We start from the raw sequence: 12,834 nt of genomic DNA on the forward strand, positions 1-12,834 counted from the left end.
AAAAAATGGCTATGGACCGCCTGTTCCAGCTAATGAAGGAAAAAAACGCCTCGGACATGTTTTTTGCCGTAGGCTCGCCGGTGCATCTGAAGATCAACGGTCTTCTGATCCCGATCAACCAGCAAAAGCTCGAGCCCGAGAACCTGGAGGCCCTGCTGGCCGAGGTCTGCTCGCCCGAGCAGCTGGAAGAGCTGCACTCGTCCAATGAGCTGAACATGGGTATCTCCGTGCCCAACCTGGGCCGCTTCCGTCTCTCGGCCTTCCGCCAGCGCGGCAGCATTTCCGCGGTCTTCCGTTTCGTCCCGGCTGCCATCCCGCCGCTGGGCGAATTGGGCCTGCCACCGGTGCTGGCCGACCTGATCATGGAAAAGCGCGGCCTGGTGCTGCTGGTGGGCGCCACCGGCTCCGGCAAGTCGACCACCATCGCCTCCATGCTGGACCACCGCAACGAACTGCGCTCGGGCCACATCCTGACCCTGGAAGACCCGATCGAATACCTGTTCCGCAACAAGAAGTCGATCGTCAACCAGCGCGAAATCGGCAGCGACGCCAAGGACTTCTACACGGCGCTGCGCAACTCGATGCGCCAGGCGCCGGACTGCATCCTGATCGGCGAGATCCGCGACCGCGAAACCATGGCTTCCGCCATGGCGTACGCGCAGTCGGGCCACCTGGTGCTGGCCACCCTGCACGCGAACAACTCGTACAACGCGCTGAACCGTATCATTTCCTTCTACCCGATCGAGAACCGCCCTGCGCTGCTGCAGGACTTGTCCTCGACCGTGAAGGCGATCGTGTCGCAGCGCCTGATCCGCTCGGCCGGCGGCGGCACCCGCACGCCAGCGGTCGAGATCATGGTCAACACCCGCTACATCTCGGACCTGATTGAAAAAGGCGAAATCGGCGCGATCAAGGAAGCGCTGGAAAAATCGCTGTCGCCAGGCTCGCAATCGTTCGAACAGGCGCTGTACAAGCTGGTAATGGACGGTTCCATCACCAAGGACGAGGCACTGGCAAACGCCGACTCCGCCACCAACTTGCTGTGGCTGCTGAACCACGGCATGGAAGCGCCTCCGCCACAGGAAGAAGAAGAGTTGAAGTCACCGAGCGACGCATCTTTCACCGAGTTCACCCTGAACTCCTGATCCCAGCCCCGCCCGCGGCGGGCACGCTGCCCGCCGTGTCGTAAATCTTTACACTCGCGCCTGCATCCGGCAAGTCTGCTGCCCTAAGTTACTGAATTTATAGAACTTACTTAGCCGGGCGCATTTCTTGCGTTCACCTCCAAACAGCAACCGACCTTGCCAGGCTCGGACCGGAGGACACCATGAAATCCTTGCTACGCCTGTTCCTGTTGGCCATCTTGCTGTCGAGCGGACCGCTGGCCAGGGCCTCGTTACTGTCTAGTATTTCCTATTTCTCCTGCGGCACGCCGTGCCCCACCGTCGTCAATGCAAGCGCCCAGGACAGCACGGCATTGTCCTTTAGCAACCAGTACGGATCGATCTTTGCACAAGCTGGCTACGGGGTGCTGAAAGCCAGCGTTGACAGCTCGTACACCAGCGCCGCCGGTGGCGGCTTTGCCAGCATCAGTACCGGCTCGGCGCTGGCCCAGTTCAGCGATACGGTCACGTTGGGAGGGCTGAGCGGCCCACAGGAAGTCACCGTGGTCCTGCATTTCGAAGGCAATCTCGGCTCGACCGGAGAGGAAACGCAGGGAACTTCCGCCAGCATGACGGTTTCCATGACGGTCGACGGGCATAATATTGCCCTGGTCGCGGACTATTTCGGCAACCTGCCCGAGCTTCAGGCAGCCAGCGCCCCAGCACTGGGCGCAACCTTCACGCTGGATTACGGGGTGCCGATTTCGCTCGAAGCCCTGCTGCAGGTCAGCGCTACCTTTGGCGGTTATGCGCATTTCGCGAACACGGCAACACTGCAATTCCTGGTCCCTGAGGGCACAACCATCCAATCGGGCGCCGGGGCGGAATACCTGGCAACCGCGGTGTCGATCCCGGAACCGGCGGCCATGGCGCTGCTATTGCTGGGCCTTGCCGCCCTGTCGGCAACACGAAATCGCTATCGGCTAGCCTGATGGTATGATCGGAATTTCATATCAACAAGAAATTCCGCCCCATGAGCACCGCCCTGCCGATCGCCAAAACCGACACTCTCTCCCTCGACATGCTGTCCAACCTGGTGAACCGCCACGGTTGCATCACCGGCGCCACCGGGACCGGCAAGACAGTCACGCTGCAGCGCATTGCACAGTCCTTGTCCGACATCGGCGTGCCGGTCTTCATGGCCGACATCAAGGGCGACCTGTCGGGCATGGCGAAACCTGGCCTGGCGAGCGAGAAAATGGCCAAGCGCCTGGAAGCGCTGCAGCTGGACTCCCCGCAATGGGCCGGCTGCCCGGTCACCTTCTGGGACGTGTTCGGCGAACAGGGGCACCCGGTGCGCGCCACCATTTCCGACCTTGGCCCGACCCTGCTGGCGCGCATGTTGAACTTGAACGACACCCAGGAAGGCGTGCTGCAGCTGGTATTCAAGATCGCCGACGACAACGGCATGCTGCTGCTCGACACCAAGGATTTGCGTGCCATGCTGCAGCACGTTGGCGATAACGCCGCCGACTTCAAGACCAGCTACGGCAACGTCAGCGCGGCCAGCATCGGCGCCATCCAGCGCGGCCTGCTGGCAATCGAAGAACAAGGCGGCGAGCAGTTCTTCGGCGAGCCGATGCTGAACATCGACGACCTGATTCAAACCGATGCGGCAGGCAAAGGCGTGGTGAACATCCTCGCTGCCGACAAACTGATGAACGCCCCGCGCATCTATGCCGTGTTCCTGCTGTGGATGCTGTCCGAGCTGTTCGAGAACCTGCCGGAAGTCGGCGACCTCGATAAGCCGAAGCTGGTCTTCTTCTTCGATGAAGCCCACCTGCTGTTTGCCGAGGCGCCAAAGGCCCTGCTGCAAAAGATCGAGCAAGTGGTGCGCCTGATCCGCTCCAAAGGCGTGGGCGTATTCTTCATCACGCAGAATCCCCTCGATATTCCAGAGACTGTGCTGGGCCAGTTGGGCAACCGCGTGCAGCACGCGCTGCGCGCCTACACCCCGCGCGACCAGAAGGCTGTCAAATCGGCTGCCGAAACCTTCCGCCCCAATCCTGCGCTCGACGTGGCGCAGGTGATTACCGAACTTGGCGTGGGCGAAGCGCTGGTGTCCTTCCTCGACGACAAAGGCACGCCGCAGATCGTGCAGCGCGCTTTCGTGCTGCCGCCCGCCTCGCAACTCGGCCCGATCACCGCTGCCGAACGCCAGGCTGCGCGCGCCAACTCGATCGTCGCCGGCGTCTATGAGAAAGCCGTCGATCGTGAATCGGCTTACGAAAAACTGACAGGCCGCGTCGCCAACGCCAGTGCCGGCGGCGCTGCCCAGGCGCCAGGCGGCCACGCCCCGATCGGCCGTGGCGCCGCGCAGGCGCCGGCCGAAGCGCCCGCCGACAGCGGCGGCTCGATTTTTGGCGACGTGCTGGGCGGCCTGTTCGGCGGCAGCAGCAAGCGCGACACCGCCGTGCAGGCAATGGTGAAGTCGGCCGCCCGCAGCATCGGCTCGCAAGTCGGACGCGAAATCATCCGCGGCGTGCTCGGCTCGATACTGAAGCGGCGCTGATGGTCCGGGCTGCCATCCTGCTGTGTGCGCTCCTTCCGGCAACGCAGGCGCAAGCCTGCCCTGCCCAAGGGGCGCGTCCCGTCACTTTGCTGGGCGAGTTGCCGCCAGAGGTCTTACGCTTGCTGGGACGGCTCGACATGCCGCAGCCCGCGATTGCCGACATTGGCGAAAGGTTCAACCCGTCGGACCTGCTATACCCTGGCAGTCCTCCCCAGAGGCGGCTGGTGTCGGGCATCGCTGCCAAAGACTGCGTTGCGCTGAAGGTGGAGTTCGGCGGTATCGCTTACTTCACGGAGCAGGTCGAATTCCAGCACACCTGGCGCGGCTGGGTCAAGACCAGGGGCAGCTACGACACGCGCACCATCACGCCGGCAGCGGCACTGGCACCGTAATATGACGACGCCAGATTGGGATCGTCCAACGCCTTTCATCCTGCCGGTTACGCCCCAGGCGGGGGATATCGATGGCCTCGACCACACCAACAACGCGGTTTATGTGCGCTGGTGCGAAGAAGCCGGCTGGGCGCATTCCAATGCGCTTGGTCTGTCGCTGACCGACTACAAGCGGCTGGACCGCGGCATGGCCATCCGCCGCAGCGAGTTCGATTACATCTTCGCCACCAGCGAGGGGGAAGAACTGCTGCTCGGCACCTGGCTGCTGCCTGGGGACAGCCCGCTGTCGATGCAGCGCTGCTTCCAGCTGGTTCGCCGGCGCGACAACACCACCGTGCTGCGCGCCCGCTGGGACCTGGTTTGCATTGAACTCTCCAGTGGCCGTCCCAAGCGGCTACCGCCGGAGTTCAGCGAAGTCTACCTGGCGGCGTTCAGCGCGGCATGACGAGCGGCTTCTGGATCACAGGTCGACGTCAAAATAGACCCGCGCCCGGTGTTCCACGGCCCATAGCAGGATGGCGCGCACTTCCAGCAGCACCGCAAGCGTGGCCTTCCTGGCCGGCAGCTTTTTCGCCGATGCGTCGATCGCCGCCAGCAAACCATCAACCGCCTGCAGCACTTCCGCCGCCGGCGCACCATCCTCCGGCGCCTGGCCGTCGATGCCGACGTAATCGGACAGCGGCATCAGTCCCGCCTCTTCGCTGATCGATTCCAGTTTGCTCCAGGCTCGGCCAAGCGCGCCCGCATCCATATCGTGCTGCGCCGGACATGGAGGCTGGGCCACCAGCCACATTGGCATGCTCGCCGTGCGAAACATCTTGGCCGCCTCACGCCGGCGTTCCGCCAGCTCGGCGTCAAACTCCGCGTCTCCGATCGCCGAAATCCACGCATCTGCAAAAGCCTCTTCGAGCTTATGCATCTTCCTGACTTCGTCGATGACATCCGGCGGCGCATAGGCAAGATTGCTACGCCGCGACACCATCACAGCGCCGAAATGCGACAGGCCATGCGCTTTCAGTACGCCCATGGCGCCGTCCTGTTGCGCATAATAGTCATTCACCGTCTTGTCCAGTTCCTGGCGGTCCGGCCCGAGCGCATTGATGGACCTGATCTTGGCGTTGCTGTAAAACTCTCCGCGCGCGTGGCGGCGGGCGACCATCAATTGATGGTGCGCTTCCCGTTCCTCCTCCAGTCCGGCGCGCAGGGCAAGCAGGTGCCCGATAGCCGCGCGTTCCCTATCGGACGCGGCGCGCGACTGCGCCAGCTCCAGCGCGCGCTGCTCCAGGTAATTCGTGAGCGAAGTATCGATTTTGGCTTCGCTCTTGGGTGGTGTCGTCATGCCGCGGATCCTGTTGGTGATTCGCGGAAACATTAGCAAAAAGTACACAACTTGTCACCCCCTATGCCACGATATAATGTCGTCCTTCGCCGCGGCGCGGCGCCAGCACAACAATATCTAGCGAATGATTACCCTCTACGGCATCCCCAACTGCGACACCGTCAAGAAAGCCCGCGTATGGCTGGCCGGCCAGCAGCACGACTTCACCTTCCACGACTTCAAGAAACAGGGCCTGGACGAAGCCACCGTACGCACCTGGCTGAAAACCCTGGACTGGGAGGTACTGGTCAATAAGAAGGGCACCACCTGGCGCGCCCTGTCCGACGAACGCAAGGCTGCCGTTGCCAATGCCGATGCCGCCGTCGCCCTGATGCTGGAAAACCCGTCCGTGATCAAGCGCCCGGTGCTAGTTGGCGCCGGCGCGAAAGCCCACGTCGGCTTCAACGATGCCATGTACCAGGAAATCTTCGCAGCATGAGCGCGTCCCGTACCCTCGACCTGACCGAAAAGCTGCTGGGCCGCGAATCCGTTACGCCGGACGACAAGGGCTGCCAGGACCACCTGAAATCGTGGCTGGAGCCGCTCGGCTTCCATTGCGAGACCATCATTTCCGGCGAAGTCACCAACCTGTGGGCGCGCAAGGGCACCGAGAGCCCGGTGCTGGTATTTGCCGGCCACACCGACGTGGTGCCGACCGGTCCGGTCGAAAAATGGTCGTCCGAGCCGTTCTACCCGACCCACCGCGACGGCAAGCTGTATGGCCGCGGTGCGGCCGACATGAAGACCTCGATTGCCGCCATGGTGGTCGCCTGCGAGGAGTTTGTTGCCGCGAACCCGGAGCATAAGGGCTCGATCGCCTTCCTGATCACCTCCGACGAGGAAGGCCCGGCCACCGACGGCACCGTCAAGGTGGTGGAAAAGCTGCAAGCGCGCAACGAGACGATCGACTATTGCATCGTCGGCGAGCCCACTTCCGACAAGACCCTGGGCGACATGATCAAGAACGGCCGCCGCGGTTCGCTGTCCGGCAGCCTGACCATCAAGGGCGTGCAGGGCCATATCGCCTACCCGCAACTGGCGAAGAACCCGATTCACCTGGCAGCGCCGGCTTTGGCCGACCTGGTGGCAGAAGTTTGGGACCACGGCAACGAGTACTACCTGCCGACCTCCTGGCAGATGTCGAACATCAAGGCCGGCACGGGCGCCAACAACGTGATCCCTGGCGACCTGCACATCGACTTCAACTTCCGCTTCTCGACCGCTTCCACGCACGAAGGCCTGCGCGAGCGCGTGCACGCCATCCTCGACAAGCATGGCCTGGAATACCAGTTGGACTGGACCCTGTCCGGCCTGCCCTTCCTGACACCGCGCGGCACACTGTCCGAAGCGCTGTGCCACGCCATCAAGGACGAAACGGGTGTCGACACCGAGCTGTCGACCACCGGCGGCACGTCCGACGGCCGCTTCATCGCCCGGATCTGCCCCCAGGTGATAGAATTTGGTCCCCCGAATGCCAGCATCCACAAGATCGACGAGCACATCGAAGTCCGCTTCATCGATCCGCTGAAGAACATCTACCGCCGCACCCTGGAAAACCTCCTGCGCTAAGAACAACACTATGGATACCACCCTGTACACCACCCCGCGCGACCTGATTCGCCACGCAGTCACCCGTTTCAACAAGGCCAAGCTGTTCTTCGGCCACGGCAGTGCCGAGGCTTATGATGAGGCGGCCTACCTGACCCTGCACACGCTCGCGCTGCCGCTGGACCGCCTGGAGCCGTTCATGGACGCGCGCCTGCAGCCGGAGGAAGTCGCCGAAGTGCTGGCCGTGATCGAACGCCGCGCCAGCGAGCGCGTGCCGGCGGCCTACATCACCAACGAGGCGTGGCTGGGCACCTACAACTTCTACGTCGATGAGCGCACCATCGTGCCGCGTTCGTATATCGCGGAGCTGATCCCGAACTACTTTGCGCCATGGGTCAACGATGCCGAGAACGTGTCGAACATCCTGGAACTGTGCACCGGCTCCGGCTGCCTGGCGATCATGATGGCCGATGCCTTCCCGGACGCCGCAGTCGATGCGGTCGACATTTCCGGCGATGCGCTGGAAGTGGCGCGCAAGAACGTGGACAAGTACGAACTTGCCGACCGCGTGAACCTAATCCAGTCCGACCTGTACGCCAACGTCCCCGCTGGCAAGAAGTATGACCTGATCATCACCAACCCGCCGTATGTGAATTCTTCGTCGATGGCCAAGCTGCCGAAGGAATACCTGCACGAGCCGCAGATCGCCCTGGACGGCGGCGCGGATGGCATGGACCTGGTACGCAAGATCGTTGCGGGCGCAGCTGAACGCCTGACCGATGATGGTTTGCTGATCGTTGAAATCGGCAATGAGAAGGAGTTTGCGGAAGCGGCGTTCGGCCACCTGGGACTGACCTGGCTCACGACCAGCCAGGGGGACGACATGGTGTTCCTGCTGACTGCCGACCAACTGAAAATCTAAACCGGCAGTGCGGCTGCCGCAGGCCAGGTGTCAGACCCTGCGGGTCTGACGGGACGGCCACCCGGCCGGTTTACCGGTTTTAACGAGAATGACCACGAAATGATCCGCTTTACCAACGTCAGCCTGATGCGCGGCCTGAAGCCGTTGCTGGAATCCGCCGACCTGACCCTGAACCCAGGCGACAAGATCGGCCTGATCGGCGCCAATGGCGCCGGCAAATCCAGCCTGTTCGCCATGCTGCGCAACGAGCTGCACCCGGACCTGGGCGACATCGACTTCCCGAAAAGCTGGCGCATGGCCTACGTGGCGCAGGAAACCCCTGCCCTGCCGCGCACCGCCATCGACTACGCCATCGACGGCGACGCCCACCTGCGCCAGCTGCAGGCCGAACTGGCGCGCCTTGAAGCCCTGCCCGATTCGACCGAACACGGCATCGAGATCGCGCACGTCCACACCGAACTGGCCGACGCCGACGCCTACACCGTGCAGTCGCGCGCCGAGCAGCTCCTGCTCGGCCTGGGTTTCTCGCTGGAGCAGATGCAGCAACCGGTGGCCAGCTTCTCCGGCGGCTGGCGCATGCGCCTGAACCTGGCGCAGGCGCTGATGTGCCCTTCCGACCTGCTGCTGCTGGACGAACCGACCAACCACCTGGACCTGGACGCGATCATCTGGCTGGAAGACTGGCTGAAGCGCTACCCCGGCACCTTGATCATCATTTCCCACGACCGCGATTTCCTCGACGAGATCGTGAACGTGATCGTGCACATCGACGATCGCAAGTTGAAACGCTACTCGGGCAACTACTCCGGCTTCGAGCGCCAGCGCGCAGCGCAGCTGGTGCTGCAGGCTTCCGCCATCGAGAAGCAGCAGCGCGCCCGCGCCCACCTGCAGTCCTTCATCGACCGCTTCAAGGCCAAGGCCACCAAGGCCCGCCAGGCGCAAAGCCGCATGAAGCAGCTGGCTAAGATGGAAGAGCTGGCGCCGCTGCGTGCCGCCGCCGAGTTCAGTTTCGAATTCCGCGACCCGGTCAGCGCGCCAAACCCGCTGCTGGTGATGGAGGACGTCGATTGCGGCTACCACACCGAGCATGGCGACAAGACCATCGTGCGCGGCGTGACCTTCTCGTTGGTGCAGGGCCAGCGCATCGGCCTGCTGGGCGTGAACGGCGCCGGCAAATCGACCCTGATCAAGACCATTGCCGGCGACATCGACCCGCTGACGGGCACCGCCACCACTGGCAAAGGCCTAGTGATCGGCTACTTCGCCCAGCATCAGGTGGAGATGCTGCGCCACGACGAATCGCCGCTGTGGCACTTGCAGAAAATGGCGCCGACCGTGCGCGAGCAGGAGCTGCGCAATTTCCTGGGCAGCTTCAATTTCCCGGGCGACATGGTGACCAGCAAGATCGCGCCGTTCTCCGGTGGCGAAAAGGCGCGCCTGGCGCTGGCCCTGATCGTGTGGCAGCGCCCCAACCTGCTGCTGCTGGACGAACCGACCAACCATCTGGACCTGGAAACCCGCGAAGCGCTGACCGATGCGCTGGCACAGTTCGAAGGCACGCTGCTGGTGGTTTCCCACGACCGCCACCTGCTGCGCGCCACTACCGAGCAGTTCATCATCGTCGAAAACGGCCGCCTGCGCGAATTCGACGGCGACCTCGATGAATACAAAGACTGGCTGCTGCAAACCAAACTGGCCAAGCCCGCGCCAGCGTCCAGCGCAGTGCCGGCGACCGGCCAGCCGGCCGCCGCCATCGAGGTTTCCCCGGTCGACCGCAAGGAGCAAAAGCGCCTGGAAGCGGAGCAGCGCCAGCGCCTGTCGGCCCAGCGCAAGCCCCTGGAAAACCGCCTGAAGAAGGTGGAAGCGGCCATGGCCCAGCGCAGCGAGCAGAAAGCCGCGATCGATGCCGCCCTTGCCGATCCGGCGATCTATGAAGCGGAAAACAAGCCGAAGCTCAAAGCCCTGCTGGCCGACCAGGTCGAATGCAGCAAGGAGCTGGAGCAGCTGGAAGGCGAGTGGCTCGAGCTTCAGGAGCAGCTGGAAGCGCTGGCTGCCTGACGCGGGCGCGCCGCGCCGCGCACCGCCATCAGGCGGTCGATGTCGAGCATGATCAGCCTGCGCTCGCCGAGCTGGCCCATGCCCAGCAGGTAGTCCACCTCCGCGCCCACATGCGGCAAGGGGTGGACTGCGCTGGCCGGCAATGACACCAAGTCGGTGACACCGTCGGTTACCATACCCATCACGCAAGTCGAAAGCTGCAGGATGATCACATCCGTGCGCGGATCGTGCACCGGCGGGCGCGGGCCGAACGCCACGCGCATGTCCACGATGGGCATGATGACGCCGCGCGACAAGGCCACGCCTTCAACGATTTCTCCGCCCGACGCAATACGCTCGAGCGCACTCAATGGACGCAACTCCTGCACGCGGCGGTAGTCCAGCGCGTATTCAAGGCCGCCCAGGCGGAACGTCAGGTACTGTCGCAGGTCGGCTTCCATATTGCTCCTCTGATTCCGGTGATACTCTGGTCCATCGTACCGTTACGCAACAGCAAGCAGTTTGACCATCCTCAAAGATTGCGGCCTGGGCTACAATGCTTTCATAACAATTGCCGGGAAAGCACACATGTTCCAATGGCTGAAGCGATTGCTCGCCAAACCTGACAGCCGCCCGCAACCGGCCGTCCCTGCTGCGCCGGCACGGCCAGCGCCCATGCCGGCGCCGATTTCCGTGCTATCGCCCGCCCTCGAAGGCGGTCCCGATTTCGAACAGAAAGACCTGGTCAACTCCACCTTCCAGCGCTGGCTGTTCGGCCTGCGCGAGAACGAATCCCTGGATACCACGGCACCCGAAGGCCGCGTCCTGCATGAACTGATCCTCGCTGCGCAATCGGGCCACAATGCCGCCGACATGCTGCGCCGCATGCCAGGCGTAATCCCGCAACTGCTGCAAAGCCTGCGCAGCGAGAATTTCGCCGGCGCCGACATCGCGCGCAAGATTTCCAACGACCTGGTGCTGGTAGGTTCCGTGCTGCGCCTTGCCAATGCCGCCATCCAGAACAGCGGCGAAGTCACCACCATCAACAGCGTCGAACACGCCGTGATCGTGGTGGGCCAGGAAGGCTTGCGGCAGTTGATCACCACTGTTGCATTCCGGCCCATCATCGACCTGAATTCAGGCCATTACACCAAGCTTCTGGCACCGCGCATCTGGGAGCAATCGGAAAAAAGCGCGGTAGCGTGCCGCATGCTGGCGCCGGAATTCGGGGTCGATCCTTTTGAAGCCTTCCTGGCCGGGCTGGTCATGAATTCAGGCTTGCTGACAGCCTTGCCGGTACTGGACAGCGCCGGCGCCAAGCCAGGCGAGCTCGGTTCCACCACGTTCCGCGCCCGCCTCGCCCACGAAGCGCTGGCCATTTCGGCCGGCATTTCCGAAGCATGGAACTTCCCGACCGCGATCACGCAAGCGATCCGCGAACAGCAGACCATGCGCAAGGGCGAAGCGCGGACGCCGATGGCACGCGTGCTGGCGGTGGGGGACTACTTGTCCAAGATCCGGATGCTGCAAGGCAGCGGCGCGCTCAACGATACGGAACACAACCTGTTCCACGACCTGCCGCTGGGCGCCCTGCCCTGTTACGCAGCTATTTGAAAGTCGGGGTCAGCTCCTGACCCTTCCCCTCATATTTCACTGACACGCACCATCGATATCAGTTCGACAAGTGCGTGTTTGAGATCTGTCAGGTGGATCGAAGGCGGCTGGGCCTCACTAATCCAATGCATCGCCAATGACAGGATTGACAGGGTGCTGGCGGCCTTCGCGCGACTGCCGTAGGCGACATTGAAACCTATCTTGCGAGCGGCGAGTCCGATAAGCCAGAGTGCGTACGCGAGCAACGCTCCCAGTAAAAGCAATACAGCCAGGCGTCGCAATGTGTAGGTTTGGCTAAAGCGTAGCCCCATACCCCACTGCGCGTTCTTGAGATCGCGGAAAGTCTGTTCAATCTGCATGCGGCCGGCATAGATGTTTGCCACTTGCTCGGCATTGAGGGAGGCGAGCTTGGGTGAAACGGCGAGCAACCATGGCTCGCGTTGTCCCTTACTATTCTTCTTGCTGCGGCAGCTGCGCGCCAGCTTGCCGATCTTGGTCAGCCGGTGCCGCCCCTTGGCCTGGCGTTTCAATAGGACGAGCCGACACAGGGCAGGATTGGCCCGCGTATAGAAGTATTGACCCAGGTCGCGCGCGTGGGCGCATGCCTGCGCATAGAGTGTTTTGCAGCCAGCCCAGTCAGAACTGTCGTGTGGGCGCACCATGTCCCGATTTCGGATTCTCCCTACCCAGGCAAATCCGAGCTGGTTAAGCAGCTTGAACCAACTGGCGCGAAAGCCGGCATCGGTGATGATGATAGCTCGGCTGCCAGGCGGCAGTATGCTACGCAACGATTGCATGAAGTTTCGGTGCACAATCGGTGAACCGAGCTTGGCACAGGGATGGACTTCTTCATATAACGTGAAAGCGCGGCCCTTGATGATGGCCGCTGCCCGCAGCAACTGAATACTGCTATCGTCGCGTACCGCCGACCAGTCCACAGCAATCTGCACGCCAGGGCGGCGAATCACGCGACGCGCCATCGCGCGGTACACCGCATGCTTTTCCTGCGCCAGATGGGGATTGCTCAAAAGTCGATCGCAGCATTTGATGCGATGACGCAATTGCGTCGCCGAGGCCAATTTCTTGCCCATGCGCACCAGGCTCAGGCCACCATGCAACGCCGCGATTGCCACCTTGGCCAGGCATGCTCGCCGCTTGGCATGCATGTTCGGACATTCCTGCTCCAATAACCCCTGTATGATTGCATGTGCATGCATGGCTTATTCCTTTCCCTCGCAGTTTGGACGCTACGAATGAAAGGGGTGACA

The 12,834-nt window shown here is 62.7% G+C and carries 13 protein-coding genes; 10 read left to right on the forward strand and 3 right to left on the reverse strand.

What is annotated here, in order from left to right:
- The first annotated feature begins 5 nt into the window (after positions 1-5).
- The 5 genes from ACWBU6_RS20840 to ACWBU6_RS20860 all read left to right on the forward strand — a co-directional run bounded on the left by ACWBU6_RS20840 (position 6) and on the right by ACWBU6_RS20860 (position 4,512).
- Complete coding sequence (locus ACWBU6_RS20840; protein ID WP_452645286.1) at positions 6-1,145, forward strand: PilT/PilU family type 4a pilus ATPase; 1,140 nt, start codon at positions 6-8, stop codon at positions 1,143-1,145.
- A 182-nt stretch (positions 1,146-1,327) separates the two neighbouring features.
- Complete coding sequence (locus ACWBU6_RS20845; RefSeq protein ID WP_452645287.1) at positions 1,328-2,095, forward strand: PEP-CTERM sorting domain-containing protein; 768 nt, start codon at positions 1,328-1,330, stop codon at positions 2,093-2,095.
- A 41-nt stretch (positions 2,096-2,136) separates the two neighbouring features.
- Positions 2,137-3,675 (forward strand): helicase HerA-like C-terminal domain-containing protein, encoded by a 1,539-nt coding sequence (locus ACWBU6_RS20850; RefSeq protein ID WP_452645288.1) that lies wholly within the window; start codon positions 2,137-2,139, stop codon positions 3,673-3,675.
- On the forward strand, positions 3,675-4,067 hold the full coding sequence (locus ACWBU6_RS20855; protein WP_452645289.1) for a hypothetical protein: 393 nt from the start codon (positions 3,675-3,677) through the stop codon (positions 4,065-4,067). Before ACWBU6_RS20850 ends, ACWBU6_RS20855 begins: the two co-directional genes overlap by 1 nt.
- Before the next feature lies 1 nt (position 4,068).
- The gene (locus ACWBU6_RS20860; RefSeq protein ID WP_452645290.1) at positions 4,069-4,512 is read left to right on the forward strand and encodes an acyl-CoA thioesterase; all 444 of its coding nucleotides are present in this window, start codon (positions 4,069-4,071) and stop codon (positions 4,510-4,512) included.
- Positions 4,513-4,527: 15 nt separating this feature from the next.
- Here ACWBU6_RS20860 and ACWBU6_RS20865 read toward each other — a convergent pair whose 3' ends face one another.
- Entirely contained in the window at positions 4,528-5,406 is an 879-nt protein-coding gene (locus ACWBU6_RS20865; RefSeq protein ID WP_452645291.1) for a hypothetical protein, read from the reverse strand.
- Between the two features lie 124 nt (positions 5,407-5,530).
- On the opposite strand from ACWBU6_RS20865, the gene ACWBU6_RS20870 reads away from it, so the two are divergent.
- From ACWBU6_RS20870 to ACWBU6_RS20885, 4 genes are all read left to right on the forward strand, one after another.
- Positions 5,531-5,884, forward strand: a complete 354-nt coding sequence (locus tag ACWBU6_RS20870; protein WP_452645292.1) for an ArsC family reductase — start codon at positions 5,531-5,533, stop codon at positions 5,882-5,884.
- Positions 5,881-7,014 (forward strand): succinyl-diaminopimelate desuccinylase, encoded by a 1,134-nt coding sequence (dapE, locus tag ACWBU6_RS20875; RefSeq protein WP_452645293.1) that lies wholly within the window; start codon positions 5,881-5,883, stop codon positions 7,012-7,014. Before ACWBU6_RS20870 ends, dapE begins: the two co-directional genes overlap by 4 nt.
- A gap of 10 nt (positions 7,015-7,024) precedes the next feature.
- Positions 7,025-7,915, forward strand: a complete 891-nt coding sequence (gene prmB / locus ACWBU6_RS20880; RefSeq protein WP_452645294.1) for a 50S ribosomal protein L3 N(5)-glutamine methyltransferase — start codon at positions 7,025-7,027, stop codon at positions 7,913-7,915.
- 99 nt (positions 7,916-8,014) lie between these two features.
- Positions 8,015-9,973, forward strand: coding sequence for an ATP-binding cassette domain-containing protein (locus tag ACWBU6_RS20885; protein WP_452645295.1), 1,959 nt, complete (start codon positions 8,015-8,017; stop codon positions 9,971-9,973).
- On the opposite strand, the gene ACWBU6_RS20890 is transcribed toward ACWBU6_RS20885, so the two are convergent.
- Entirely contained in the window at positions 9,943-10,413 is a 471-nt protein-coding gene (locus ACWBU6_RS20890) for a chemotaxis protein CheW (RefSeq protein ID WP_452645296.1), read from the reverse strand. The two genes, ACWBU6_RS20885 and ACWBU6_RS20890, sit on opposite strands and share 31 nt — an antisense overlap.
- Before the next feature lie 127 nt (positions 10,414-10,540).
- On the opposite strand from ACWBU6_RS20890, the gene ACWBU6_RS20895 reads away from it, so the two are divergent.
- The gene (locus tag ACWBU6_RS20895; protein ID WP_452645297.1) at positions 10,541-11,566 is read left to right on the forward strand and encodes an HDOD domain-containing protein; all 1,026 of its coding nucleotides are present in this window, start codon (positions 10,541-10,543) and stop codon (positions 11,564-11,566) included.
- Positions 11,567-11,595: 29 nt separating this feature from the next.
- Here the strand turns inward: ACWBU6_RS20895 and ACWBU6_RS20900 are convergent, their stop codons facing one another.
- On the reverse strand, positions 11,596-12,783 hold the full coding sequence (locus ACWBU6_RS20900; RefSeq protein WP_452644560.1) for an IS4 family transposase: 1,188 nt from the start codon (positions 12,781-12,783) through the stop codon (positions 11,596-11,598).
- Between the last annotated feature and the right edge of the window lie 51 nt (positions 12,784-12,834).

This window comes from Pseudoduganella sp. HUAS MS19 (genome assembly GCF_053615455.1).

Bases quoted from the DNA above. Each gene is read 5' to 3' on its own strand.
- ACWBU6_RS20900 (WP_452644560.1), bottom strand. From the start codon at position 12,783: ATGCATGCACATGCAATCATACAGGGGTTATTGGAGCAGGAATGTCCG.
- ACWBU6_RS20865 (WP_452645291.1), bottom strand. From the start codon at position 5,406: ATGACGACACCACCCAAGAGCGAAGCCAAAATCGATACTTCGCTCACG.
- ACWBU6_RS20845 (WP_452645287.1), top strand. From the start codon at position 1,328: ATGAAATCCTTGCTACGCCTGTTCCTGTTGGCCATCTTGCTGTCGAGC.
- prmB (WP_452645294.1), top strand. From the start codon at position 7,025: ATGGATACCACCCTGTACACCACCCCGCGCGACCTGATTCGCCACGCA.
- ACWBU6_RS20885 (WP_452645295.1), top strand. From the start codon at position 8,015: ATGATCCGCTTTACCAACGTCAGCCTGATGCGCGGCCTGAAGCCGTTG.
- ACWBU6_RS20870 (WP_452645292.1), top strand. From the start codon at position 5,531: ATGATTACCCTCTACGGCATCCCCAACTGCGACACCGTCAAGAAAGCC.
- ACWBU6_RS20850 (WP_452645288.1), top strand. From the start codon at position 2,137: ATGAGCACCGCCCTGCCGATCGCCAAAACCGACACTCTCTCCCTCGAC.
- ACWBU6_RS20860 (WP_452645290.1), top strand. From the start codon at position 4,069: ATGACGACGCCAGATTGGGATCGTCCAACGCCTTTCATCCTGCCGGTT.
- ACWBU6_RS20890 (WP_452645296.1), bottom strand. From the start codon at position 10,413: ATGGAAGCCGACCTGCGACAGTACCTGACGTTCCGCCTGGGCGGCCTT.
- ACWBU6_RS20840 (WP_452645286.1), top strand. From the start codon at position 6: ATGGCTATGGACCGCCTGTTCCAGCTAATGAAGGAAAAAAACGCCTCG.
- dapE (WP_452645293.1), top strand. From the start codon at position 5,881: ATGAGCGCGTCCCGTACCCTCGACCTGACCGAAAAGCTGCTGGGCCGC.
- ACWBU6_RS20855 (WP_452645289.1), top strand. From the start codon at position 3,675: ATGGTCCGGGCTGCCATCCTGCTGTGTGCGCTCCTTCCGGCAACGCAG.
- ACWBU6_RS20895 (WP_452645297.1), top strand. From the start codon at position 10,541: ATGTTCCAATGGCTGAAGCGATTGCTCGCCAAACCTGACAGCCGCCCG.